The sequence below is a fragment of the Occallatibacter sp. genome (assembly GCF_036502485.1).
Classification (GTDB): Bacteria; Acidobacteriota; Terriglobia; order Terriglobales; family Acidobacteriaceae; genus Telmatobacter.
In genome coordinates this window covers 1-24,877 of the sequence record NZ_DASXYM010000178.1, presented here as the reverse complement: position 1 = coordinate 24,877, position 24,877 = coordinate 1, and the positions used below count along the sequence as shown (strand labels likewise).

The 24,877-nt window shown below is 61.8% G+C and carries 17 protein-coding genes; 10 read left to right on the top strand and 7 right to left on the bottom strand.

The window, feature by feature from the left end; genetic code table 11:
• The 3 genes from VGL22_RS21590 to VGL22_RS21580 all read right to left on the bottom strand — a co-directional run bounded on the left by VGL22_RS21590 (position 1) and on the right by VGL22_RS21580 (position 1,858).
• On the bottom strand, positions 1-339 hold the full coding sequence (locus VGL22_RS21590; RefSeq protein WP_465269039.1) for a PadR family transcriptional regulator: 339 nt from the start codon (positions 337-339) through the stop codon (positions 1-3).
• 193 nt (positions 340-532) lie between these two features.
• Positions 533-1,180 carry a tetratricopeptide repeat protein gene (locus tag VGL22_RS21585; protein ID WP_465269038.1) on the bottom strand — a complete coding sequence of 216 codons (648 nt, stop codon included), beginning with the start codon at positions 1,178-1,180 and terminating at the stop codon, positions 533-535.
• Between the two features lie 21 nt (positions 1,181-1,201).
• Positions 1,202-1,858 (bottom strand): tetratricopeptide repeat protein, encoded by a 657-nt coding sequence (locus VGL22_RS21580; RefSeq protein WP_465269037.1) that lies wholly within the window; start codon positions 1,856-1,858, stop codon positions 1,202-1,204.
• Positions 1,859-2,420: 562 nt separating this feature from the next.
• Here VGL22_RS21580 and VGL22_RS21575 point away from each other — a divergent pair.
• The 6 genes from VGL22_RS21575 (at position 2,421) to VGL22_RS21550 (ending at position 11,135) form a co-directional block, all read left to right on the top strand.
• Positions 2,421-3,332 carry a hypothetical protein gene (locus tag VGL22_RS21575; RefSeq protein WP_465269036.1) on the top strand — a complete coding sequence of 304 codons (912 nt, stop codon included), beginning with the start codon at positions 2,421-2,423 and terminating at the stop codon, positions 3,330-3,332.
• Positions 3,333-3,408: 76 nt separating this feature from the next.
• Positions 3,409-4,434 (top strand): peptidylprolyl isomerase, encoded by a 1,026-nt coding sequence (locus VGL22_RS21570; RefSeq protein WP_465269035.1) that lies wholly within the window; start codon positions 3,409-3,411, stop codon positions 4,432-4,434.
• Positions 4,435-4,572: 138 nt separating this feature from the next.
• The gene (locus VGL22_RS21565; protein ID WP_465269034.1) at positions 4,573-6,441 is read left to right on the top strand and encodes a hypothetical protein; all 1,869 of its coding nucleotides are present in this window, start codon (positions 4,573-4,575) and stop codon (positions 6,439-6,441) included.
• A 26-nt stretch (positions 6,442-6,467) separates the two neighbouring features.
• Entirely contained in the window at positions 6,468-7,523 is a 1,056-nt protein-coding gene (locus VGL22_RS21560) for a 6-bladed beta-propeller (RefSeq protein WP_465269033.1), read from the top strand.
• Positions 7,520-9,379, top strand: coding sequence for a cytochrome c3 family protein (locus tag VGL22_RS21555; protein ID WP_465269032.1), 1,860 nt, complete (start codon positions 7,520-7,522; stop codon positions 9,377-9,379). The genes VGL22_RS21560 and VGL22_RS21555 overlap by 4 nt, the downstream gene beginning before the upstream one ends.
• A gap of 199 nt (positions 9,380-9,578) precedes the next feature.
• On the top strand, positions 9,579-11,135 hold the full coding sequence (locus VGL22_RS21550; protein WP_465269031.1) for an esterase/lipase family protein: 1,557 nt from the start codon (positions 9,579-9,581) through the stop codon (positions 11,133-11,135).
• Between the two features lie 83 nt (positions 11,136-11,218).
• Here the strand turns inward: VGL22_RS21550 and VGL22_RS21545 are convergent, their stop codons facing one another.
• Positions 11,219-12,085 (bottom strand): hypothetical protein, encoded by an 867-nt coding sequence (locus VGL22_RS21545; RefSeq protein WP_465269030.1) that lies wholly within the window; start codon positions 12,083-12,085, stop codon positions 11,219-11,221.
• 330 nt (positions 12,086-12,415) lie between these two features.
• On the opposite strand from VGL22_RS21545, the gene VGL22_RS21540 reads away from it, so the two are divergent.
• Both VGL22_RS21540 and VGL22_RS21535 read left to right on the top strand, forming a co-directional pair.
• Positions 12,416-13,921: a cytochrome c3 family protein gene (locus VGL22_RS21540; RefSeq protein WP_465269029.1), complete on the top strand. Its 1,506-nt coding sequence runs from the start codon at positions 12,416-12,418 to the stop codon at positions 13,919-13,921.
• 13 nt (positions 13,922-13,934) lie between these two features.
• The gene (locus tag VGL22_RS21535; RefSeq protein WP_465269028.1) at positions 13,935-15,248 is read left to right on the top strand and encodes an SMP-30/gluconolactonase/LRE family protein; all 1,314 of its coding nucleotides are present in this window, start codon (positions 13,935-13,937) and stop codon (positions 15,246-15,248) included.
• Between the two features lie 390 nt (positions 15,249-15,638).
• On the opposite strand, the gene dinB is transcribed toward VGL22_RS21535, so the two are convergent.
• The 3 genes from dinB to VGL22_RS21520 all read right to left on the bottom strand — a co-directional run bounded on the left by dinB (position 15,639) and on the right by VGL22_RS21520 (position 19,884).
• Positions 15,639-16,706, bottom strand: a complete 1,068-nt coding sequence (dinB, locus tag VGL22_RS21530) for a DNA polymerase IV (protein WP_465269027.1) — start codon at positions 16,704-16,706, stop codon at positions 15,639-15,641.
• Between the two features lie 98 nt (positions 16,707-16,804).
• Complete coding sequence (locus VGL22_RS21525; RefSeq protein WP_465269026.1) at positions 16,805-19,522, bottom strand: ADOP family duplicated permease; 2,718 nt, start codon at positions 19,520-19,522, stop codon at positions 16,805-16,807.
• A complete protein-coding gene (locus tag VGL22_RS21520; RefSeq protein WP_465269025.1) occupies positions 19,519-19,884 on the bottom strand; it encodes a PadR family transcriptional regulator in 366 nt (121 codons plus the stop codon). Before VGL22_RS21520 ends, VGL22_RS21525 begins: the two co-directional genes overlap by 4 nt.
• A 186-nt stretch (positions 19,885-20,070) precedes the next feature.
• Here VGL22_RS21520 and VGL22_RS21515 point away from each other — a divergent pair, with 186 nt between their 5' ends.
• Entirely contained in the window at positions 20,071-24,033 is a 3,963-nt protein-coding gene (locus VGL22_RS21515; RefSeq protein ID WP_465269024.1) for an Ig-like domain repeat protein, read from the top strand.
• A 22-nt stretch (positions 24,034-24,055) separates the two neighbouring features.
• Positions 24,056-24,625, top strand: coding sequence for an outer membrane beta-barrel protein (locus tag VGL22_RS21510; RefSeq protein ID WP_465269023.1), 570 nt, complete (start codon positions 24,056-24,058; stop codon positions 24,623-24,625).
• The last annotated feature ends 252 nt before the right edge of the window (positions 24,626-24,877 follow it).

Below are 24,877 nucleotides of genomic sequence, written 5' to 3'. Positions count from 1 at the left end.
CTATTTCGGCGTGGCAAGAAACAGCGCCATGGTGGCGGCCACCCGCTCCCAGTTGGCGGTCTCCTCAGCGATGCGGCTCTTTCCCAGGCGCGTCAGCGAATAGAAGCGTGCGCGGCGGTTGGTCTCCGACTTGCCCCATTCAGCCTTGATCCAACCCCGCTGCTCCAGGCGCAGAAGTGCCGGATAGATCGTTCCCTGGTTCAGGATGAGCGTCTCGCCGCTCACCTGCTCGATGCGCCGCGCAATTCCATAGCCATGCAGCGGCCCCATCGACTCAAGCGTTTTGAGCACCATTAGATCCAGCGTGCCCTGCAAAATGTCCGGCTTGTTTTCGCCCATTGTCTTGTCCTGTTGAATTTCTACAGGTGTATAGTACGAATGTCAACAGGAGCTTGCGCTAGCTTTGTTTTCCGCGCGCAAAAGCAGAAGGGCCAGACGCGTACGCGTCCGGCCTTTCCCCCAACACAGCAGCCGAGCATGAGGCAGCAGCCGAGCATGAGGCGCCAGCCGAGCATGAGGCGCCAGCCGAGCGTTACTGCCCCGTCATTCCTGATCCTGTCTGTTTCTCCACCTTGGCCAGCATCTGCTCCACCTTGTCCTTGCTCTCGTAGCCTGGATTGGTCGCCAGCAGCTTTTTCCAGTCGGCGATGGCGCCCTGCGCGTCGCCTTTGCCCTCCCACTTCACCAGCCCGCGATTGAACAGCGTGTTGGCGTTGGCAGGCGCGTAATTCAGCGCGGTGTTGAACTGATCAATCGCCGCATCCGCATTGCCAAGGTACCAGTACGCCGTGCCCAGGTCGGTGCGCACGGACGCATCCGCCGGCTTGATCTTCACCGACTTCCCGTAGTAATCGATCGCCGTCTGATACTGCTGCGCGTCGTAGTAAAGATTCCCGATGCCGGCCAGCAGGCCGGCATTCTCTGGCTGCGCCTTCAATTGCTCCAGCAGCGGCGTCGCCTGCTGATCGGCCTGCAGCTTCAGTTGTGCGGCATTCGGTGCCGGCGCGGCCGCAGTGGTTGCAGGCGTTGTCGCTAAGGGGCCCGCTGCCGCCGTATGCGGGCTTTCCCATCCGCGGATCAACCACCCCGCCGCCAGCCCCACCACCAGGCATACCGCGCCCAGCAGCATGGCCCGCTGCAGCGCCCACTGCTCTCCTGAAACTGCTCTCGTGTCACTCATAAAATCAAAACCTCCTTCAGACTACCGGCCCGACGCGCCCGCCGTGCTCGCCTTCACATCCGCCATGAGCTTCTGCACCTGCGCCTTCCGCTCTGCCGGCAATTGGGGATTGGTCTTCAATAGCTTTTGCCACGCGCTCAGCGCGCTCTTCGCGTCCTGCTTGCCCTGCCACTCGATGATGCCTAGATTGAACAGCGCATTGGCATCGGTCGGGCTGTATCCAAGCGCCTGGTTCAGTTGATCGATGGCCTTGTCCGCTTCACCCATGCGGTACAGGCTCGCCGCCAGCTTCGAGCGAATCGCCACGTCTGCGGGCTTCGTCATCACCGCGCGGTCGTAATAGTTCGCGGCCTGCGTAAACTGGTGCGCGCCGTGATAAATCCCGCCAACCTGCACCAGCAGGTCAGTGTTGTTCGGGTCCTTGGCGAGCTGGGCCAGAACCGGCGCAGCCTGCTTATCGGCCATGTGCTTCATTTCTTCCAGGCTCGGCCGGCGTCCGCTCATCGGCGGGTGCGGCATCACCGCGCGCGCCTGCACAGCGGCTGCGGGCATGCGGCTGCCTCTGGCCAGGTATCCAATCGCCAGCCCCGTCGCCATGCAGAGAGCTGCTATCAGATATACGTGCTCGCTCCGCAGCCGCAGGCCTGCACGCGTTGTCGAGGTGGATGGGCTTGCCATGCGTTCGTTCTCCTGGCTGCTGCACCCGAACTCAAGTCCGTTCAGGCCAATCAATCGCTCACCGGCTGGGGAGGCCCGCTCCAACTTGCCGTAATGCGAGTCGGCGGCCCTTCAGGCTCTGGTGATGCTCAGTCATAGGAAATCACGCATGCGGGCGTTGCAGTGTGATGCGAATCACTTGTGACTAAGGGCATGTGACTTCGGTATGCATCAGAAGCACCCCATTGATTAAAGCCTCCTAATGATGTGTGACGTAGCTCACGAGAGTATTTTGCGGACCAGGAGTGTACTGCGAGTGGGGCTATTCACCATGTCACTGTGCCAGGACGCCCATCATCGGTTGGTGGATCTCGGACACGGTCTCGCAAGCAGCGGGCCGGCAGATGTCGGAACGCATTGCCGGCAACCGGGCACGAACAGCAGCCAGACATGGCCCCTGCCTTCGGGCAATGGCATGTTTCGTGAACCGGTACCGCTTGGAGGCTGGATTGAGTTCGACACCAGGCAAGCCGGATGCACAGTTCAGCCGAGCAGCAAAAGTGCGCACCAGGAGGCTTCTTTCATGAAGCGGATTCTTTCAATTGCTCTATTCCTTATGGGAGCCGCGGGTTTCGCAGCTGCCCAGATCACCACGCCGACCACTGACGTTCTCGGCGCCCACCTCAACTATGGCCGCGGTTGTGCGGCCTGTCACGCACCGCATAGCGGCGCCTACGGCAACGGCGTTGCCAAGACGGCCGATACCGGCTCCGGCAACATCGCTCTCTGGGGCGAGGACGTAGGCAGCCTCTACGGCCAGACCATCATCACCGGCAAGAGCGAGCACGGCAGCTACAGCGAAACTCTTCCGTCCAGCCTCACCGCGGGAACTCCCGATGTGGCCGGCGTCCTCATGTGCCTCAGCTGCCACGACGGCAACCTCGCCAGCGGCGCCATGATGCAGAACAAAGTCTATGAAACGCTTCCTGCCACCTACGGCACGGCGAACAACATTCCCACCCTTCTCGGCAGTGACAAGGGCACCGCCGGCAATTACCTGAACGACCACCCGGTGGGCCTGAACGCCACCATGGGCTGCGGCGGCCCCTACGACTGGGATTGCACCATCGATGCCAGCGGAAACGTTCTGATGACCGGAGCGGCTTCCTCCCGGTTCGTTACCAACTACGGCTTCTTCGTCAGCCCCGGCAAGTATCAGAACAAGCCCGTCGTCATGTGCACCACCTGCCACAACCAGCACCTGATGAACGTCGTCAGCGTGACGCAGGGCACCATTGACCCCGTCACCAAGCTCGTTACCGCTGGAAAGACTGGCCTGCCCTCCGGCTCCTACGCCACGATGTTCTTCATCCGCGCACCCTACAACCCGGCAAGCACAACCGCGGGCAGCAACCAGACCGCGCAGTTCTGCCGCCAGTGCCATGGTGGCGAGTCGAACGAAATGGCCGGCAGCACCGCCGGAACCACCTTCTAACTTCAACCGGTCTTGCATCACGGGGAGGGGCCGACAATTTCCCTCCCCACTTTTTCCCGCACCCCAGGGGGTCAAAATGAAACACAAAGCTCTCACAAGTGCCCTGCTAGTCCTCGCCCTTCAAACGGCAGGCGCGCAGGTTGCGTCCCATGCTCCCACCGCGCTGAAGCAGCCGCCGGCGCAGTCGTCCAACGTGGTAGCGCTCACCGCTGTAGGCAAGCCGGTAGCTCGCGTCAACGGCGCAGTGCTCACCGATGTCGATCTGGTTCGCGAGGAATACGCGATCTTCCCCTATGCCAAACAGCACAATGGCCTGCCCAGGGACCTCGCTCCCCAAATCCGCGACGGCGCCCTGAAGATGATCATCTTTGAGGAGCTCGTCTACCAGGAGGCGCAGCGCCGCAAGCTGGTCATTCCGGCCGCGCGTATGCAGCGCGCCGAGGCCGACTTCCGCAAGCAGTTCGCCACCCCCGACGAGTTCAAGAAGTTTCTCCAGAGCGACTTTCAGGGATCCGCGCAGCGGTTGCGCGAGAAGGTAACCCGTTCACTCCTCATTGAAGCCCTCCTCAAACAGGAAGTGGACAGCAAATGCGTCTCTACGCCCGCCGAGCTCAAGGCCTTCTACGATAAATCGGCGCGCTTCAGCCATCCTGAAACCTACACCTTCCAGACCATCTCCATCCTGCCGCCGTCCAATGCCACGGCTCAGCAGTTGAAGGAAGGCAAAGCCCGCGCGGACGCCGCGCTTAAACAGGCCAAAGCCGCCAAAACGGCAGAGGCTTTCGGCATGCTCGCTGAAAAGCTCTCTGATGACGACTACCGCGTCGTTCTCGGCCAGCACAAGCCGCTGCCCGCTGACCAGCTCGCGCCCCCTGTCCTCAAGGCTTTCAAGACCATGAAGCCCGGCGACGTAACCGACATCCTTCAGCTCGATCAGGCGTACACCATCGTGCGCCTCAATGCCCACACTCCGGCCGGAAAAACACCGTTCGCTGAAGTGCGGACCCAATTACAGAAGGAGCTGACTGAAAGCAAAAGAAACCAGCTCCGCATGGCCCTGGACAAGAAACTGCGCCAGGGCGCCAAAGTTGATGAACTGTGATCCTGCGCTCTTGGGAAGGAGAACAAACCGCGTCGCAGTAACCTGCGGCGCAGACTTCGCGGGCCGTTTCTGACCCCGCGGAAAAACAGAACGAGATTCGTCCCCAAGGATCGAAGCTCTGGAAAGTCCGGGTTCATAGTGTTCTTTAGAGTTAAAATCGCTGCCCCTCTGCTGACAGCCCTGCTGCTGCTGGCGCTCCCCCTCGCCGGGCAGGTCAAAACCGGCGATCTCACCACCAGCTTGTCCGGCACTCTCGCTCCCGGCTTTTCAGCCACATTCGGCAACCAGGTTGGCTCGTCGCACGCATGGGTTCTGGGGGGCACCGGCAATCTCACCGGCTCCTATTACAATCCCAGCTTTCTGGCCTTCGACGTAGGCTACTATCTGAACCAGTCGCGGGCTAACTCCAACTTCCAGTCCATCACCGATGCCAGTGGCCTGAATGCCAATACCACCATCTTCGGCGGCAGCCACTTCCCCGGCGCCGTCAACTACACAAAGTCGTACGACAGCGAAGGTAACTACGCGATACCCGGCGTGGCTAACTTCGTCACGCACGGCAACAGCGATACCTTCGGCGTTAACTGGAGCGCAAACATCCCCGACAAACCCAGCTTCTCGGCCGGCTACCAGATGGGCAGCAGCAAATACACCATCTACGGAAGCAACGACAACGGCACCAACCACTTTCGCTCTCTCAACCTGCACTCGGCCTATCACCTGGCGGGGTACAACGTCGGTGGGTTCTATACCATTGGGAATTCGCACGCTCTGATCCCGCAAATCATTGCCGGTCAGCATCCGGAGACTCATGCCAGCGAGGACTCTTTCGGGTTCAATGTTGCGCACCGGCTGCCTCTGCAGGGCGACATCTCCTGCTCCTTCACCCGTTCCGATTTCAGCACTGACTATCTCGGAAGCAAGTCAGATGGAACCATTGATCTCCTGAGCGCCACCAGCGTGATTCATCCCGCCAGGAAGCTCGGAATCAGTGGCAGCGTGAGTTACTCTGACAACCTGAGCGGCCAGCTTGTTGAATCCATCGTCACTCCAGGCCCGACCACCGGCGCCGCCAGCGGCGGCGGTTCCAATGTATTCAATACCAACGAGTCGTCGAACTCCCTCGACATGCTTGCCGTGGCAACCTACGCGGCTTCAGAGAACGGCCAGCTCGCAGCCTCTGTGGAGCGGCGCGACCAGAGCTTCCTCGGAAACTCTTACGGAGTCACGTCGTATGGATTGCACGGCAGCTTCGTGCACCGCTTCTCCGCGGGCAATCTGAACAGCTCCGCGAGCATGACGGCCAACACCATGGATAAGGGCGGAGAATCCGCCCTCGGCTTCAACGTCACTGAGAACTTCTCCACCCTCCTTGGCGGCTGGCACCTCAATGGCAACTTGAACTATGCCCAGAACGTGCAGACCCTTCTGGTGACTTACATGAACTCCTTCTATAACTTCTCCGCCAACGCACGCCACACCTGGGGCAAGGTGAATTTCAGCGCTGCCGCCGCCGGCTCGCATACTGCCATCACTGACCAGCCCGGCACAGCCAACTCTGGCCAGAGCTACAGCAGCACCATCGGCTACAGCAAATGGATCAATCTGAGCGGCGGCTATTCCAAAGCCGATGGAGAGGCTCTCATCACCGGCTCCGGCCTGGTTCCCGTGCCCGTCCCGCCCGTGGTTCCATCTTCGCTGGTGAGCATGTACGGCGGGGAAAGCTACTCTTTCAGCGCTTCCAGCGCGCCCGCCAGGAGAATGATCTTTCAGGCCTCGTGGTCTCAATCCACCAGCAACACCGCCAGCACAGACATCGCCGGCGCATTGAACTCTTCCTCGAACCACAACGGGCAGTTCGATACACTCGTGCAATACCAATACCGCAAGCTAAGCTTTAACGCCGGCTTCGCCCGGTTGGACCAGGGGTTCAGCGGCTCCGCAGTTCCAACGCAGGTCGTATCGTCCTATTACATGGGGGTCTCACGGTGGTTCAAGTTCTTCTGACATCCCCCCGGCGGTGCATTCAAGCCGTGCTCATCGTGGCGCTCTCCACCGGACTGCTGCTGCCCGTTGGCGCTGCTCCGAAATCCCGCTCCAAAGCCGCCGAGCGCGAGCAGTGGGAGATGTCCCTCGACGGCAGCCGCAAGCTCACCTGGGAACGCAGCTTCAGCTCCGAGTCGGAAGTCAAACCCGACCGCAGCTTCTGGAACAAAGTCGTCGACGTCATCGCCGGCTCACCAGACTTCCGGCCGCTGGTGCAGCCTTACGGCATCGTTGCCGACTCGCGCGGCCGCCTCATCATTACCGATCCCGCCGTCGCCGGCATCCATGTCTTCGACTTCAAGCAGCGCAAGTACCACCTCATCCAGCGCCTCGACAAAGGCCGCGACACCATGCTCAAACCGCAATGCGTGGCCGTCGATGCGCACGACAATATCTATGTCAGTGACTCGGCTTCAGGCGTGGTCTATGTCTTCGATCCGAACGGCAAGCACCTGCGCAGCATCGGCCGCCTGCACGGCGGAGAAGGCTACTTCGAGCGCCCCACCGGCGTCGCCGTCGATTCCCTGAACCAGCGTCTCTACGTCTCCGACACCCTGCGCAACAAGATCGTCGTCCTTGACCTGGAAGGCAAAGTCCTGAGCACCATCGGCCAGCCCGGCAACGGAGATGGTGAATTCAACTTCCCCACCGAACTCCGCCTCGACGGCCCCAACCTCCTCGTCGTCGATGCCATGAACTTCCGTATCCAGGCCTTCGACCCCGCCGGCGTTTTCCAGTTCGCCATCGGCAAGCCCGGCGACAGCGTCGGCGCCGTATTCCGCCCCAAGGGCCTCGCAGTGGATTCCGAAGGCGACCTCTACGTCGTCGACAGCGCCCTCGGCCTCGTGCAGGTCTTCAACCGCCAGGGCCAGTTGCTCTACTACTTCGGTTCCCTGGGCACGCACGCGGGTGAGTTCCAGTTGCCGGCCGGTCTGTTCATCGATCGCGACGATCACGTCTACGTAGTGGACTCGTTCAACCGCCGCGTCCAGGTCTTCCAATACGCGGGCGTGAAGCAGCCGGGCAGGGAGGGAGCAAAGTGAAGCTCACACCCACCCTGCTGATGACATTACTTTTGCTCTCAGTCCCCCTCGCCCCCGCCCAATCCATCACGGAAGACGTCCTCGGAGTCCACAGTCTCGGACCCGGCAGCAGATCCCACATCAGCGGCGCGCGCCCTGACGCCTGCGCTTACTGCCACGCCCCGCACTCGGGCGCCAACACCGGCCTCTGGAACCAGCAGCTCACCACCAAAAACTACACAATGTACACCGCCAATACCGAGAAGAACACCCCTCGCCAGCCGGTTCTCGGCAACTCCACAAACCAGTGCCTTAGTTGCCATGACGGCACCGTTGGCGTCGGCGCCACCGTCGCGTACGGACAGGTCACCACCTTCGGCTCCATGACCACCGCCGACGTCTTTAACGGCACCATGCAGTCGTCGCATCCCTTCAGTCTTGCAACCCCCCTGCAGGACAACATCCATCTCGTCGCCACGCTCACCACCACCGGAGCCACCGCCGATCCCACGCACGCCGTCACGCTCAATCACGGCACCGTCGAGTGCGTCTCTTGCCACGACCCGCACGTGCAAACCAAGGATCCCGTCGCCAGGAACTTCCTGGTGAAGGACAGCTCCGGCGGCCAGCTCTGTCTCGCCTGCCACGACCCCGCGCGTCAGGCCAGCGGCAAGGTCAACCCGCTCGCCGACTGGGCCGCCAGCGCCCATGCCCTGTCCACGGCCAAGGTCGCCTCTTCCGCCAACCTCAGCGCCTACACCACGGTCGGCGCCACCGCCTGCATCGGCTGCCATGCGCCCCACAACGCCGCCGGCCCCGCGCAAATCCTCCGTGGCCAGAACGAGCAGGACTGCATCGCCTGCCACAATGGCGGCACCAGCATCTCCCCCCTGCCTGCCTATACCAATGTGTTCGCCGAGTACGCCACAGGCAAGGTGGGCCACCCCTTCCCGCAGTCCACCAATCCGCACGACGCCACAGAGCCCGCGCTGCTCCAGAACAACCGCCACGCCACCTGCGTCGATTGCCACTCGAGCCACGGCTCCCAGGTAGTCAGCATCTTCCCGCCGGCGCCGCAGATGCGCGTCTCCCAGAAAAACATTGCCGGCATCAGCGCCACCGACGGCACCAGCATCCTTACCCCGGCAGTCAATCAGTACGAGAACTGCCTCCGCTGCCACGGCGCCAGTTCCGGCAAGCAGGCCCTCGCTGTCTATGGCTACTCCCCCGTCTGGGAGGTTGCTGCCGGCGACCCCCTCAACCTCATCCCGCAGTTCGCCACCACCTCCACCTCCAGCCACCCCGTCGTGCACACCCGCAGCAGTTCCCTCACGCAGCCCAGCCTGCTCACCGCCATGCGCAAGCTCGATGGCATCACGGCGGGCCGCAGCATGGGCAACCAGATCCTCTGTACTGACTGCCATAACAGCGACGACAATCGCGAGTTCGGCGGCTCCGGCGCCAACGGCCCCCACGGCTCACGGTGGAGTCACATCCTCGAACGCCGTTACGAGTACAACAACGCCGTCACCCCCGGCCTGACCGTTACCAATCTGTTCCCCACACCCGACACCAGCTCCGCAGGCCCCTACGCCCTTTGCGGCAAGTGCCACGACCTCCCCAACCAGGTCCTCAAAAACACCAGCTTCACCGGCCACGCCAATCACATCAACGACGGCTTCAGCTGCGCCACCTGCCACACCGCCCACGGCATGGGCGCCGCCAGCGGCAACCTCAGCGGCGAACGCATGGTCAACTTCGACCTCAATATCGTCGCCTCTTACCGCGGCATCCCCATTTCCTACAACCGCGGTTCCAACACCTGCGTCCTCGTCTGCCACGGCGTCACTCACAATCCCAACGGCAAAACCAGCTAGCGCCCACGACTTTCCCATTCGCACCCGCCGCACTCCCCGCCGGCAAACAATATCGATCAGCTTCGACACGCCGACCGCCCCGCGAACGCGCCCCCGCCCCGGATCGCCCGCCGAATTGCCGGCACCGCGTATTGCGCTCCTCGAAAAGGTGTGAGAGGCTTTCTGACAAGTCAGTTCCCCACCAACGGAGTCGATTCCTATGGCAAGGCTGCTGGTGTTTGTGCCCGGCATTCAAACCAAAGCCGACAGCTTCAAACCCCTCCTGGCGCGCCTCCAGGCGGACCCTGCATGGCGGCAGGATACGGTCGTGGAATTGTGGGACCACGGCACATCCATCTTCGGCCGCAAATCCCTCCTCGACATTGCCCGGAATCTTGCCCTCTTCCTCAATGCCCGCTGGGCGAATCTTGAAAACCCTGATGACGTGATCCTGGTCGGCCACAGCATGGGTGCGCTGCTTGTCCGCCAGGCATACCTCATCGCATTGGGCAGCAGCGTCAATCGTATGAATCCTCTGCCCTGGGCCACGCATGTTTCCCGCCTCGTGCTCCTGGCGGGCATCAACCGCGGCATCCAGATCCACTGGTGGGAAAAGCTTTTACTGCCTCTCCTCATCTCGCGCCACGGAACCCTGCGCGACATCATCGTCGGATCGGATTTCATCACCAACCTGAGAATCTGGTGGCTGCGCAAGCTGCAACAAATCTCCAGCCGGCCAGTCGTCGTCCAGGTACTCGGCGAAAACGACAATCGCGTGCAGCAGGGGGACTCGTTAGACGTTGAGAGATTCGACGAAGGACATCAGTTCCTCATCTCAAAGGTCACTCACAAGAATGTCTTTCTGCCTGAAGACAACGGCGCGTTCCGTCCCCAGCAATATGAAACTCTCAGCCTGGCGATCCTGAAACCGATCCCCGACCAGCTAAGTTCCGAAGTGAGCTTCGATCTCGCTAAAAAGGTGTACTTCCTCGTGCATGGCATCCGCGACTCCAATAACGACTGGGTCAAGGAAACCAAGCAGCTTATCAAGCAACGTATACCGAACGCCGAACTTATCGAGCCCGACATTGGGCGCTTCTCCGCTCTGCAGTTTCTTATCCCTGCACAGCGCCGCCATTATGTGCGGTGGTTTCAGGATGTCTATAGCCGTAAACTCGCGCAAAATCCTCTCGCCAGCTTCAACTTCGTCGGACATAGTTATGGGACGTATCTCCTGGGTTATGGCCTCCGCCATCTCTCCGGCATGACCTTCGATCGCGTGTACCTCGGCGGCAGCGTCCTTCCTGCGGAGTGGGTATGGGACAACCACCGCGCCCAGGTGCAGGAAGTGCGCAACGCCTGCGGGGTGCATGACGTTCCCGTCGGGGTGCTCTGCAGTGCTCTGCGCGGCTTGCGCATGAAAGACATCGGCACCGCCGGGTATACCGGCTTCCGGCTGGCTTTCAACGACGACTCAGAGGTTCACTATTACCGGGGCGGCCACGGTGCTTCGGTCTCCAGCGCCGCAAGGGCAGACATCCTCGAGTTCCTGTGCCACGGCCTGCAGCACAAATGCGGCGACCTGGTGGTGGAGGACTCCGGTTTCACGCGCATCTCTGCAGGTGTCCGGCTGGCTTCTCCACTGTTGATTGCAGCCTATCTTCTGCTGATCATCGCGTCCTTCTTCTATCCGCCTCTGCATGCTGCGCGTATCTGGCTGCTGGCAGCCTTGGGCGCCGTCCTCTCGTTGCTCGTCGGCGTCACCGCATTTGTCTGAGGGTCTGCCCCTCCGCCCCGCGCGCGGCCGGATGTCGAAGAGCGCGGCAGAAACCCCGCCGCACACTCTGCCCCCATCCTTATCTAGAAAACCGTCTGTCCGGAGAATCCATTCATCTCATTCGATTCCCCCGCGTGGCACTGCCGGCAGAACTGCGACGCCTGGTTGTTCCCCGCCGTCATGCTCGCCGGATTGTAGGGCCCGCGCAGAAAGAACATGGTCTGGTAATGCCCCTTCGGCAGCCCCGATCTCGTTCCATCGCTCACATTCACAACGTTCATCAGGTGCGGATCGTGGCACGTGGTACATACCACCACCGGCTGGTCGTTGTACTTCCCCGGCTTGATGAACATCCCGTAGTTCTTAACAAACTGGCTCGATTTCGCTCCGCCCATCTTGATTACGCCCTCTGACGAAGAGCAATCCCACCCGTCCCCGCCACCGCACTTGATCACCACACTCAACCCCACCGGATGATGATTAAAAAGCTCTCCGAAAGGTGAGCCCCCATCCCCCAGCAATGTCGGTATGGTGTTGTACTTCCCATAAGTGGCAGGCAGTTGCTCGTACATCTGGTTCTTCATCACGGCGCGCGAGGCGATGTTGCCGTCATGGCAGCTCAGGCAGGCCAGCACTCCCATCACATCGGGCGTGCCCGCTGAAGCGTCCGCCGGCAGAACCTCCCCATATTCCCCGCCTCCGGTACGGATCGTCTTCCCATAAAGCCCCGTAACGTCCTCACCCCAGAGAGCATTGCTGCCCGAACCCGCATCCGCGGCGGCGGCTCGTCCATTGCCCGCCGCTCCACTATGCGGCGAGTGGCACGCCGGGCAGCCGCGCCCGTAGTTCAGATGCGCTCCCAGCACATCGGTCGAGACGCCGATTGCCTGCGACCTCCCCAGGCAAGACCCCGCCGCCAGCAACACTGCAATCTGCGCAAGCCCCTTCATCGCGTGAGCATCCTCTTAGAAGCCCATCGACCAGAAATAAGAAAATCTTCAGCAAGCCAGCCGAACGCCGGTAATTGAGGGGAAACGGCGCCCCGGCCCATTTCTGGTCATAAGCGTGTTCCAACTTTGGACCGGAGCAGAGAAAAACCGGCCGCTTACCAAACTGCCGGCGCCCGAGAGATGTGTTCTATATCACGGTCAGTTCTCTTCGAAGGCTGTCTAATGAACCGTGAACCTGGCTGAGCTCTGAAGGTCAGGACTTCCCCGGCAACCCTTTCACCTCGCGCTTCCGGGAGTCCTTCGTTCCAGCTGGCAGGCTCCGGGAACCGTATGATGCTGCTCTTGCCCTCTCTCTATCTCTCAGATGCGGCCGCCCGCGGGAGTGCTTTGCTCCGGAGGTGGACTTTTTGCGCCGCGCTGCTGGTTGCGTTCGCCGCAGCAGGCCCCCGCGCGCATGCGGCGGTGCATCCCGTTCCCCTCGACAAGAACACCGACTCCGCCAAATGCCTGGAATGCCACGAAGAAAAGTCCAAAGGCAAGCATGTCCACACCGCCGTCGCCACCGGCTGCCTGAGTTGTCATGAAATCCGCGTCAACAAAGACGTCACCCGCGTCAAACTCATCACGGCCACCCCCAACGCCTTATGCCTCACCTGCCATGGCGACAAGAAAGCAGCCGACATCAAGGGCAGGGTGCATCCCCCCGCGGTCCGCGACTGCATCACCTGCCATGACCCCCATGCCAGCGACAACGCCAACCAGCTCCTGAAGCCCATGTCCGGCGGCGAGAAAGAGAATCTCTGCCTCTCCTGCCACAAAACCGGTCTCAATGTTCCGGAAAAGGGCAGCCGCCACATGGCCCTTGATGGAGGCTGCGACACCTGCCACGTCACTCACAAAACCGGGGCCGAGCCCACCCAGGAGAACCGCTTCCATCTCGCCAAGGCCGCGCCCGCCCTGTGCCTCGATTGCCACGACGCCAAGGACGCGAACCTCCAGAAGGCGCACAACAATCAGCCGTTCGCCACCGCCAACTGCACGCAATGCCACGATCCGCACCAGTCGGATTCACCCAGGCTGATGGCGAAATTCCAGCACGTCCCCTTCCAGGGCAATGGCTGCGACACCTGCCACGCCCCCGCCAAAGACGGCAAAGTGGTGCTCACGCAGCCCGACGCCAAATCCCTCTGCGTCACCTGCCATGACGACAAGGCCAAGACCATTGAGACCGCCAGGGTGCAGCATCCCGGCGCGGCCGGCGACTGCACCGATTGCCACAATCCTCATGCCAGCAGCCAGCCCGGGCTCCCCAAAACCGACTCGGTGAGCATCTGCACCACCTGCCACAGCGACATCGACGAACTGCGCAAGAAGTCCGTGCATCACCAGCCGGCATTCGAACAGGGCTGCGCCACCTGCCACACACCGCACGGTGGCGATAATGAGCATCTCCTCCGCGCGAAGGGCAATGCTCTTTGCCTGGAGTGCCACGGTCCCGATTCAGCCCCCAAAAGGGTGGAAGGCGAAAAAATCCTCACCATCTTCAACGGCTCAATCAAGCTCCCCGAAGACTACTACCAGAAAAATAAGGTCGCGATTCTGCCCTTGCGCTACGGCCTCGGCCACCCCGTCGAGTACCACCCCGTGTCGGACGTCATGGACCCCAGCAATCAGAGCAGGGTCAGAACACCCCTCAGCTGCCTGTCCTGCCATCAGCCGCACGCCTCCGCGCAACCCAACCTGCTGATCAGGGACCAGGCAAACAACACCGCCTTCTGCGACAACTGCCACAAAAACCGGCTCAACATGAAGGAGACTACTTCCCCCGGGAAATAGCTGGAGATCGAAAATGTTTCGCTTCCTCTTGAACCCAACTCGCACCCCCAGGGCTGCCTTCCTCCTCATGCTGGCCGCGTTACTCGTCACCCTTCCGATCGCCGCCCGCGCAGAGAAGAAGAAAAAAGCTCAGTCCGCGGCCGCCCCTGCTGAGACAGGTCCGCGCAAGTTCACCTTCGACCCCAGGAAACTGGTGTGGCCCAGCCCCCCCAACGTGGCGCGGGTCAAGTGGCTCGACTACTACGCAGGAAGCAAAATCGACTACACCACACCCGCTGCTGCCAAAGCCAAGGCCAGCTGGATGGACCGGCTCGCCGGTGGCCAGTCCGACCAGGAAAAGATCAATCCCAAGACATTCCCGTTTCAGCTCATTGGACCCTACGGCATCGCGATCGATTCCAAAGGCTACGTCTATGCCGCCGACCAGAGGGTGGGAGCCATCTTCATCTTCAACCCTGAAACCCACGACACGGACATGATCCGCAACGGGTTTGAAGCCCACTTCGGCTGGCTCAATGGCCTCGCCATCGACGATGACGACCGCCTCTTTGTCTCCGACGGCAAGATGCACCGCGTCATGGTCTTCAGCCCCAGGCACGAGGTGGAGGGCCAGGTCACGGAAGGCCTGGCGGATCCGGTCGGTATAGCCTTGGACACCACCAATCGCTTTCTCTATGTGGTGGACACTCAGCTTGACCAGGTCTTCGTCTACGACGCCGACACCTTCAAGCTGCTGCGCAAAATCGGCACCGGCGGCAAAAACCACTTCCTCACCACTCCCGGCGACTTCGGCGCCCCCCAGGGTGTAGCCGTCGACACCGACGGCAACGTGTACGTGACCGATACCCTCAACAACCGCGTGGAAATCTTCGATGCCGACGGAAACTTCATCAGCACCTTCGGCAAGGCTGGCGACGGCCCCGGAACCTTTGCGCGCCCCAAAGGCATCGCAGTCGACTCCGATGGACACATCTGGGTGGCCGACGAAATGCAGGACCGCCTCCAGGTCTTCAACCGCGAAGGGCAACTGCTGACCTTCATCGGCCAGGGGCATGGCGAACTGCCCGGCCAGTTCAAAGCTCTCGTGGGTGTGGCCGTCGACAAGAAGAACCGCGTCTTCACCAGCGAGCAATATCCCGGCCGCGTGCAGATGTTTCAGTACGTGAGCGAGACCGAAGCCGCGGCCGAAAAGACAAAGCACGAAGAGGAACTCAAGAAGGCCGCGGAACGCCGGCAGAAGGCAGCCTCCTCACCCGCTGCCCCGGCCAAAGCGGATTCGGCCCCGGCGGAAAAGCCCACCCCCACCCCCCCTCCCCCAGGACCGTAATTCCAGGATCGAACTCGTGTTCGGCTGTGACCGCCGGCACATCGAAAAGGCTCGCATGCGCTCATAATCGAACTCCGCGGTCGAAGTGTGCCATGTCCAGTGGAACCTAAGGTTCTCTCCATTTCTGGCGCACGGGGCTTTCGGGCCGCCGGCTTCAGCTCAGGAGATGTTTACTAGAAAATTATGAGGTGCTTTTTTTAGCTCTTCATTTGTAAAATAGGTAAACAGCTGATGATAGAAGGCTTAGCGGAAAGTGGTTGGTGATTTGGCTCACACCGACCCCCCTCTCCCCCCGGGGCTCATTTGCAACTAACTTCGCATCTGGTTTTGCAGCAAGTTTGCTGAATGGTAAACATCTCGCATCCCTGACAGCCCCGCGGCAGCCGCGCATCATTCCTGAAACAGCAACCCCTCCGCCTTCGCCTCCGGTTCACTGAAATTGCCCAGCCCCACCCCCACCAGCCTGAACTTCTGTCCCGGCGCCTGCGGAGCCCTCTCCACCAGCGACAGCGCGACTGAAGCCAGTTCCTCGGCGGACGCCGGAAACACCGTCGGCGTCACGCTCCTCGTCCTGATCTGGAAATCAGCCGTCTTCAGCTTCAGCACCACGGTCCGCGCGCTCCGCGGCTCCTTCCGCGAAGCAGCCCAGACCTTCTCCGCCATCCGCCGGATCATCGGCTCCATCTCGCTCAGCAACACGTCCTGCTCAAACGTGTCCTCAGCCGAAATGGACTGAGTGGGCCGGTTCGGAACCACCGGATTCTCGTCGACGCCGCGCGCCAGCTCATACAGCCGCTGTCCATACCGGCCAAAATGCCGCTGCAGCTCCTCCAGCGTTCGCGCCCGCACATCGCCCACCGTGCGCATCCCCAGCCGCGCCAGCTTCTGCTCCGTCACCTTGCCGACGCCCGGAATCCGTCCCACCGGCAGCGGCGCCAGAAATCCCTCAACCTCAGCCGGCTGAATCACAAACAGTCCATTCGGCTTCCGCCAGTCCGATGCGATCTTGGCCAGAAACTTGTTCGGCGCCACCCCCGCCGACGCATTCAGGTGGACCTCTTCCCGGATCTGCTGTCGAATGGCAATCGCCACCCTGGTCGCCGTCGGCAGTCCCACCTTGTTTTCCGTCACGTCGAGATAAGCCTCGTCCAGAGAGAGAGGCTCCACCAGGTCGGTATAGCGAAGGAAGATCTCCCGCACTGCGCGCGACACAGCGCGATACCGCGTGAAGTCAGGTGGTATGAAGATGCCCTGCGGGCAAAGCCGTTCCGCATAGCTCGCCGCCATCGCGGAACGCACCCCGAACCGGCGCGCCTCATACGAGGCCGCACACACAACGGACCGCTTCCCGCGCCAGGCCACAATGACAGGTTTGCCGCGCAACTCCTCGCGGTCCCGCTGTTCCACAGACGCATAGAACGCGTCCATATCGACATGCACGATCTTGCGCGCGCTCATTCCGTCCGTTCGCGGGCCGCGCCACCATGCGCAGACGACAGCCCCGGCTCCTCACCTCATTATCAAACGAGCAGGGAGCGCAGGGCCGAATGTCACAGCTACTCCGAGCGCAACGCCACCAGCGGACTCACGCGCGAAGCCCGCACCGCCGGCAGATAACCCGCCGCCCCTGCCACCGCCAGCAGTGATACGGCCATCGCAATGTAGGTCACTCCATCCCAGGGCGACGTCGCATACAGCAACGACGCGAGCAGTCGCGCCGTCAGGATGGACGCCCCGGCGCCCAGCACCACGCCCACCACCGCCAGCCGTAATGTGCTCACCAATATCTGCTTCCGCACGCGCGCTGCGCTGGCACCCAGCGCCATGCGAATTCCAATCTCCTGCGTCTGCCTCGTTACCGAGTAGGAGATCACCCCGTAGATTCCCAGTGCCGCCAGCACCAACCCGAGACCCGCAAACGTCCCCACCAGCATCATGAAGAACCGTCGCGGCGAGTTGGCATGGTCCACCAGCTTTTGGATCGGCTTGAATTCCGCCGCCGTCTGCTTGGGATTGGCTTCGCGCAGCACGCTCATCACGCTGTTTGCCAGTTGCGCCGGCGGAAGACTCGTCCGGATCACCAGCTGCGGTGTGCCCCAGAACTTCTGCGTTCCCGGATAATAGATCTGCCAGCCGTTCTCACCTTCCACGCTCTCGGCGTGCACATCCTCGGCCACCCCCACGACCACCAGACCATCCTTGCTTCCGTCTCGCAGAACCTGTCCGATCGGGTCGTTGTTGGGCCAATGCGCATAGGACGCCAGAAACTTCGCCAGCCCCGCGCCGAGCACCACCACACTGCGTGTGTTCGGCCGATCGCCCCAGCTCACGTCCCGGCCCCGCACCCGAATGCCCATGGAGTCGAGATACCCCGGCGAAACCACATAAACGAGCGGCCCCTGCACATTTTTCACGCTCTCCGGCGGTTCCACGTCCTTCGGCCACGGCAATCCCCATGAGCGGTTTCCGGCCAGCGGCAGATAATCCGTGATGCCCGCGGCTTCGACGCTGGGCAGCGCCCTCACCCGCTCAATCAGCCGCTGAAAGTACGCCCCACGGGCAGCCAGGATCGCGTTTGACGATTGATCTGTGTTGCCGCCGCCCAGCGCCGGATTGTCGTTGAAGTCCACCACCACTGCCGCCGCCCGCTGCGGCTGGAACCCAAGATCCACATCCAGCACATGCAGAAAGCTGCGCAGCAGCAGCCCCGCGCCCACCAGCAACATGCAGGCCAGCGCCACCTCGCTCACCACCAGCACCGAGCGCAGTCTCTCGTGTTTGCGGCTCTGGCCTGATCCCGCGCCGGAATCCTTGAGCGCCTCATGAAGGTTCCCCGCTCCAACCCGCAGCCCCGGCACCAGCCCGAACAGCACCGCCGAGGTCACCGCGATCAGCACCGTCCAGCCCAGTGCTTCTCCGTCAATATGCAATTGGCTCAAAAGCGGCAGCGCAATGGAGCCCTGCCCGCGAAGCCACGCGATCACCAGCGCCGCCAACGCGAGCCCACACACCGCACCCGCTCCCGACAACACCAGGCTTTCCGTCAGCAACTGGCGCACGATCCGCCCGCGCCCCGCACCCAGCGCGCCCCGCATCGCAAATTCCTTGGAGCGCGCCGTAGTCCGCGCCAGCAGCAGGTTCGAAAGATTCACACAGGCAATCAGCAGAATCATTCCCACTGCCGACCACAGCACCGTCAGCGACTGCCGCAGCCGCCCCGTCACGTAGTTCTTCAGCGGCACTGGAACCACCGCATTCTTGTAGTCTCCGCACGTCTTCGGATTCCGATTGTTCCAGCACATCGTCGGCGCCACGGCCGCCGCTTCCTGCACCGCCTGACCCAGCGTCACCCCCGGCTTCATCCGCCCGATCAACGTGATGATGTTGCCCCAGTTTCGCGGCGGCCCATAGAGATTCAGGGGCGTCAGCGCATCCACCTTGGTGCCCGGCGCAAACACCGCGCCAAAATCAAATGTCTTCGGCAACACGCCAATCACTGTGGTCTGCGTGCCGTTGATGTCGAACGCCTTGCCCACAATATTTGGATCGGCGTTGAATTGCCGCCGCCACCACGCGTCCGTCAGCACCACCACCGGCGCCGCTCCGTTGCGCCCGTCTTCTTCTCTGAACAGCCTTCCCATCTGCGGCTGCACGCCCAGCACACTGAAGAAGTTCTGAATCACGTCGATGCTGGTCGCCGGCACCGGCGCGCCATTCCCAATACGCAGCTTGAGATTCCCGGGAGTCGAAAACGCAAAGTAGCCGGTCACATCCTGATACGAGCGGCTACCCATCCTGAACTCGTCATACGCATCGGTTGAGTACGTCGCGCACGACAGTCCGCACTTGGCCGGCGGCGGCGCAATCCACACCAGCTCCTGCGCGTTGGGGAAGGGAAGCGGCCGCAGCATCAGCGTGTTCACCACGCTGAAAACCGCCACGTTCGCGCCAATCCCCAGAGCTAGGATAAGCACTGCCACCACCGTGAACCCCGGATCGCGCATCAGCTTGCGCACCGTGTACTTCAGGTCCTGCAACAGAATGTCCACCTGCATAAGTCCCCGCGCCTCCCTGTGCTTTTCCCGTGCCTGTTGCACTCCGCCAAACCGCAACAGCGCCAGCCGCCGTGCCTCGCCCTGCCGCATGCCATGCTCCACGTACTCGTCAATTGCGAGTTGAAGATGCGCCTCGAGCTCCGCTTCGAGCTCTGCATCCAACGCCTTCTTGGCGAAGAACGCCCACACTCTCCGCCGCACCCGCTTGAGCCCGCTCACGCCTCGCCGGGCTCCTCGTCCTCGGTCGCGTCCATGGCGAAAATCCGATCGATCACCCCGGTCAGCCGCTGCCAGTAGCGCGCATCTTCCGCCAGGCGCCGCCGCCCAGTCCGCGTGATCGAGTAGAACTTCGCCTTACGGTTGTTCCCTGAAGTGCCCCACTCCGACGCAATCCAGCCGCGCTGCTCCAGCCGCACCAGCGACGCATAAATCGTTCCCTGGTTCAGAAGCACCTCCTCGCCGCTCACCTGCTCAATGCGCCGCGCAATCCCATAGCCGTGCAGCGATCCCATGGCTGCCAATGTCTGCAGAACCATCAAATCCAGCGTTCCCTGTAAAAGGTCCAGTTTCTCCGGGCTCATTCGTCTCCTGTGGCACTACCACATAAGCATGCCACGCGCACATGTGGCCGCGCCACAGGAATGCGGGAATCGGTTGCTTTTTGGCACTGGCAAGCGCGCAACGGGGGGTTCGAAGCTATACAAAACGGCCCTCCGGGCGGAGAATGGATTGACATTCACCAGTCAGATTCTGAGGTTCCGGGCTTCATGCGCGTTCTGTGTCGCATTTGCGTCCTGCTTTGCCTGGCAGCGCTATCCTCCGCAGCGATCGCGGAAACCTTCCAGAATCCATCCTTTGTCAAAACCAATGGCCCGTACTACCAGATGCTGGCAGCCGACCTGACCCACAGCGGTCGTCAGGACCTTGTCTATTGGTCGCAGGCGGACGTCACTGGCGCCTGGTACGAAGTTCTTCGCAATGATGGCCAGCGCCAATTCACTCACCTGGGCGCAGTTTCGCTGCCCAACGTCGGGGTATCTCAGGCAGTCGCCGCCGACTTCAATGAGGACGGCAAAACTGATCTTGTCATCCTCAGCTGGTACCAGATCACCGGGTACACCCTCTGGTTTCTGGCCGGCAAAGGCGATGGAACGTTCGACGCCCCGGTCGCGTCCCGCATTTCCGACCGCGGCTTCCCAAACTTCCAAACCGAATTGCGAATGTTCCCCGGTCGCCTCGCCGGCACCGGGCACATCGATCTCGCCGTCTCATCGCCCTTTGATGGCGGAGCTTCCATCGAGGTCCTGCAGGGAGACGGCGCCGGCCACTTCAGTCTGCAAACCACGCTTCCAAACGTCCCCGCCACGCTGGAGAGCGTTCTGGACGTGAACGGCGATGGTCTGGCCGATCTCGTCACCTGGAACTACGGCAGCGCAGGCGGATACGCATCAATCTCCATCCAGATCTACTTGAACCAGGGCGGCGGCCAGTTCACACCAATCACCGCGTTCACCAACCCCCCCATCGGCAACATCACGGCGGGTGTTCGCAGCGCTGTCTTCGCGGATATGAACGGCGACGCAATCCCGGACCTGATCTGCCATGACATGTTCTTTATCTACACCGCGCTCGGCAGAGGCGATGGAACCTTTCAACTTGCATCCTCCACTCCGTTCGAATCGGAGGGGTTCATTATCGATGTTCGGGACATGGACGGCGACGGTAATCCCGACTTGATCCTCGAAGAAGACTGGGGCATCAGCGTGCTGTTGCAGCAGACCGGCTTCACTTACAAAGCGCTGGACCAGGCGCTTACCGGTTACCTGAATCGACATACCTTCATTGCCGACGTCGATGGCGACGGCAAACTCGACGCAGTCGTCTCCGACCGCCTGCCGGACTCCACATTTGGCGCCCATCTGATGTGGGGCCTCGGAGACGGAAAACTCGACTCCCCTAAGGGTTATCGTGATCCGTATTTCCTCGTCGGTGCTGCCACAGGGCAGTTCACTCTGGGCGCCGCGCCTGACATCGCCGCTCAGGCCTGGATTGTTCCAACTCCGCTTACCCTGCAGAACAACGGAGACGGCACATTTCACTGGCTCCCTGATCCAAACACCAATGTCCCCCCGCCTGACACTCCGGCGCCCTACCTGTATCAGTTTTCATTGCTCTCAGGCGATTTCAACGGCGACGGCAAGCCCGACCTGATGGAGTTCGGCGACCTGTCTGACTTCGTTGTCGGAGATTACGGCGATTCGTACCGCGTTCAGAGCCTCCTCGGCAACGGCCGCGGAGCGTTCGCGGCTCCGCAGTCGCTTCCCGGCTTCCCCGCAGGCGCGGCGAGCACAACCTACACAGCCGGCGACCTGAACGGCGACGGCTTGGCCGATGTGGCCGTAAGCTTCGCGGGCGAAGTCGACGTCCTCCTGGCGAAAAAAGACGGAAGTTGGGTCGTCACGCAGCGGCTCCAGGCCGCCGACTACACAAACGGTACGCAGGCCCTTTTCGGAGACTGGAATGGCTACGGAATCCTCGACCTCGCAATCCTTCATCAGCCGGATCCCACTGCCGCCGACCTCACCACCTACTTCGGCAAAGGCAACGGCACGTTCACCGAAAGCCAGACTCTGACGCTGCAAAACGTCAACAGCTTTTTCCCGACGGCCGTGGCAGACCTGGATGGCGACGGGATCACCGACCTGCTCTTCAGCACCGCAACCGCACTCCTTCCGGTCTACGGCAAGTCCGATGGCACCTTCGAGATCGGTGCCCAGATTGCGATGCCCCAGATGCAATCAGGTGTACTCCTGGGTGCTGTGCAGGTTGCCGATGTTAACCGCGATGGAATTCCCGACCTGGTTGCCCTGATCTCCACCGGAGTCATTGTCCGTCATGGGTTAGGAAATCGCACCTGGGATGTTGGCGATCCCTATATCTCCGGTGGAACCGGAGGAACCCCCTCCGCGTTCTGGGTCCAGGACCTCAATCAGGACGGCTTCCCCGACATTGCAACCCTTGAGGACCACTCCTACGCCGTGGGAGTTCTGCTGAACCTTCCCGGCACTACGGATCTTCTGGCCGCTCTGAGCGTCTCGCCTGAGCCCCAGCCCCAGGGAGCCGGAGCAACCCTCGATTTTGCCCTTACCCCCGCGATGTCGGGCGTTTCCGCTCCCGCCGGGACGGTTCAGATTTCCGTGGATGGTGTGTCCGCCGGCAGCGGAACCTTGACCAACGGAAAGCTCCATATCCCTCTTCAGGGTGCAGACAAACTCCTTACCGGTCGCCGTTGGGTAGTGGCCAGCTATGCCGGGAGCAGCCTGTTCCATGCCGTTCGCGCCGGCGTGTGGCACAGGGTCATTGGAGCAGGCCCCGCGGCCAGCAGCACGTCTCTCGTCGCACACCCCACCACCGTGCCGATTGGTGGATCGTTTACGTTGACCGCGACAGTAAGCGGCGCCGGCGGATCTATTCCCACCGGCACTGTCACGTTCAATAGCGGAGGAACTAGCATCGGCACGGCAACTCTGGACGGTGCCGGCCATGCTGGGCTGACATGGTCACCGGTCGCCGGAACCTATACTCTCATCGCCGCCTACGCAGGCGATGCGAACTTCACAGCTTCGTCTTCCGATCCTGTAACCGTGACCGTCAAACTGCCGGCCACAATTACAACTCTGTCAGCTTCAGCGACCTCCCTCACCTTCGGGCAGACCCTGACCCTGTCAGCCAAAGTAGCGGCCGAGAGCGGCCCAAATCCCCAAGGCTCGGTTACGTTCCTCAACGGCGCGGCACCCATGGGGGCCTCTACCCTCGACTCCAGGGGAGTTGCAGGCATCACCTTCACGCCTGATCCGGGCACCTATTCCTTCGCCGCCAGCTACCCCGGATCCGCCGTCGATTCGCCTTCGACATCCACTATTGTCAAGGTCACAGTCGCGCCGTCTCCGACCACCACCGAGCTCAGCGCATCTCCCAATCCAGCTCCGTTTGGGACCACGGTCACCCTCACGGCTAAGGTGAACGCGAAAAATGCTTCTCCTGTCGGCGAGGTCTCCTTTCTGGATGGCGCAACGGTTCTCGCGACCATGCCGCTGAACGGCGGTTCAGCCACCTATTCCACCTCTACGCTCGCTGTCGGCACGCATACCCTTACCGCCTCTTACCCCGGCCTGTCAGGGTACCTGGCAAGTACCTCAGCGCCTGCGCAAGAGATCATTACGGCTGCCGATTTCGCCTTCAGCGCCTCGCCGGATTCCCGCACTCTCTACACCGGAGAATCCACCTCGTTCACCGTCAATCTGAAGCCGGGCAATGGGTTCAACCTTTCTGTTGCGCTAGCCTGCTCCCAGCTTCCCGCGAACATTACCTGCACCTTTAACCCCGCAACACTAACGCCTGCAAATGCCACATCGAAGCTCGTCATCCACACGAGCGCTCCATCCCGACAGGCCGGCGCATCGGTTCGCAACGGCGTGGGCCTCACGGCCATGACCGGGCTGATCCTGTTTTTCCTGCCTCGGCGCCTGCGCCGGCGCTCCGTGTCTCTCATGCTCCTCGCGCTTTCCTGCTTGGCCATGACAATTGGCGGATGCGGCGGCCCCGGCACCCTGTCCGGCGGTACGCCCACTGGCACGCAATCCATCACCATCACCGGGACGGCGACCAACGGAGCCCAGTCCCTGACCCACACCGCGACCGTCACATTGCAGGTCAAATCGCTCTTTTAGCAGCTTCGATCAAGGAATACGGATGGACTCTATCAAACGCTCGTTCTGGCTCGCGGTCCTCGCATCCCTCCTGTTCGCGCATCCGGCCATTGGCCAGGCGGTTCCCGCCGGGTTTGGTCCCGCCAAAGGCCTCTGGGCAGGTGTCGAGTACTCGAACATGCGTGCGGGTTTTCCGTACGGCAGCGATCAGCGCCTCTGGGGCATCGGAGGTTTCGCCAACTACCACCTCAGCGGAAACCTCGGTGTGGCGGGCGAAGCCCGCTTTCTCCGCTTCGACAGCTGGAATGGCGAGACCGAGGACCATTACCTCGCCGGCCCTCGCTACGGCTTTCCGCGCTTCGGCAGGGTGCAGCCCTTCGCGCAGTGTCTCTTGGGAATCGGCCGCCTGCAGTATCCATTTCAGATCGGCTCGGGAACGTATTTTGCGGTGGCGCCAGGTGGAGAAATCAGCTATCGCCTCTCGCGCCGATGGGCTCTTCGCGGCTTGTATGAATATCAGATCTGGCCCGGCTCGCCCAACGCAGCCAATCAGCCCCAGCACACCATCACACCCAGCGGCTTCCATGTGGGCGTCGCGTTCCGCGTTCGCTAAAGAACCGATTACACTTATCCCCCCGCCCTCGATCGCAGGCCAGCCGCGCACCACCGCGCTCCGCTGGCCCACGTGACCGAGCTAGCCCCGAGAGTTTGTCCCCACCGTTCCTGCGGTGATCTTTGCGCGTGATCACGGTCACGAAAAGGGAGACTTCGATCCGGGAAAGGCGAAGAAGGCGTTCCGCAACGGCCGCGGCCTCGGTCAGGTGGGGCGCCCCAGCGATGCCGGTGGCGGCAAAAAAGCGCGTCC

Coding starts and splice junctions, on each gene's coding strand:
- VGL22_RS21545 (WP_465269030.1), bottom strand. CDS start 12,085: ATGAAGGGGCTTGCGCAGATTGCAGTGTTGCTGGCGGCGGGGTCTTGC.
- VGL22_RS21590 (WP_465269039.1), bottom strand. CDS start 339: ATGGGCGAAAACAAGCCGGACATTTTGCAGGGCACGCTGGATCTAATG.
- VGL22_RS21570 (WP_465269035.1), top strand. CDS start 3,409: ATGAAACACAAAGCTCTCACAAGTGCCCTGCTAGTCCTCGCCCTTCAA.
- VGL22_RS21585 (WP_465269038.1), bottom strand. CDS start 1,180: ATGAGTGACACGAGAGCAGTTTCAGGAGAGCAGTGGGCGCTGCAGCGG.
- VGL22_RS21520 (WP_465269025.1), bottom strand. CDS start 19,884: ATGAGCCCGGAGAAACTGGACCTTTTACAGGGAACGCTGGATTTGATG.
- VGL22_RS21550 (WP_465269031.1), top strand. CDS start 9,579: ATGGCAAGGCTGCTGGTGTTTGTGCCCGGCATTCAAACCAAAGCCGAC.
- VGL22_RS21540 (WP_465269029.1), top strand. CDS start 12,416: ATGATGCTGCTCTTGCCCTCTCTCTATCTCTCAGATGCGGCCGCCCGC.
- VGL22_RS21575 (WP_465269036.1), top strand. CDS start 2,421: ATGAAGCGGATTCTTTCAATTGCTCTATTCCTTATGGGAGCCGCGGGT.
- VGL22_RS21535 (WP_465269028.1), top strand. CDS start 13,935: ATGTTTCGCTTCCTCTTGAACCCAACTCGCACCCCCAGGGCTGCCTTC.
- VGL22_RS21580 (WP_465269037.1), bottom strand. CDS start 1,858: ATGGCAAGCCCATCCACCTCGACAACGCGTGCAGGCCTGCGGCTGCGG.
- VGL22_RS21510 (WP_465269023.1), top strand. CDS start 24,056: ATGGACTCTATCAAACGCTCGTTCTGGCTCGCGGTCCTCGCATCCCTC.
- dinB (WP_465269027.1), bottom strand. CDS start 16,706: ATGAGCGCGCGCAAGATCGTGCATGTCGATATGGACGCGTTCTATGCG.
- VGL22_RS21515 (WP_465269024.1), top strand. CDS start 20,071: ATGCGCGTTCTGTGTCGCATTTGCGTCCTGCTTTGCCTGGCAGCGCTA.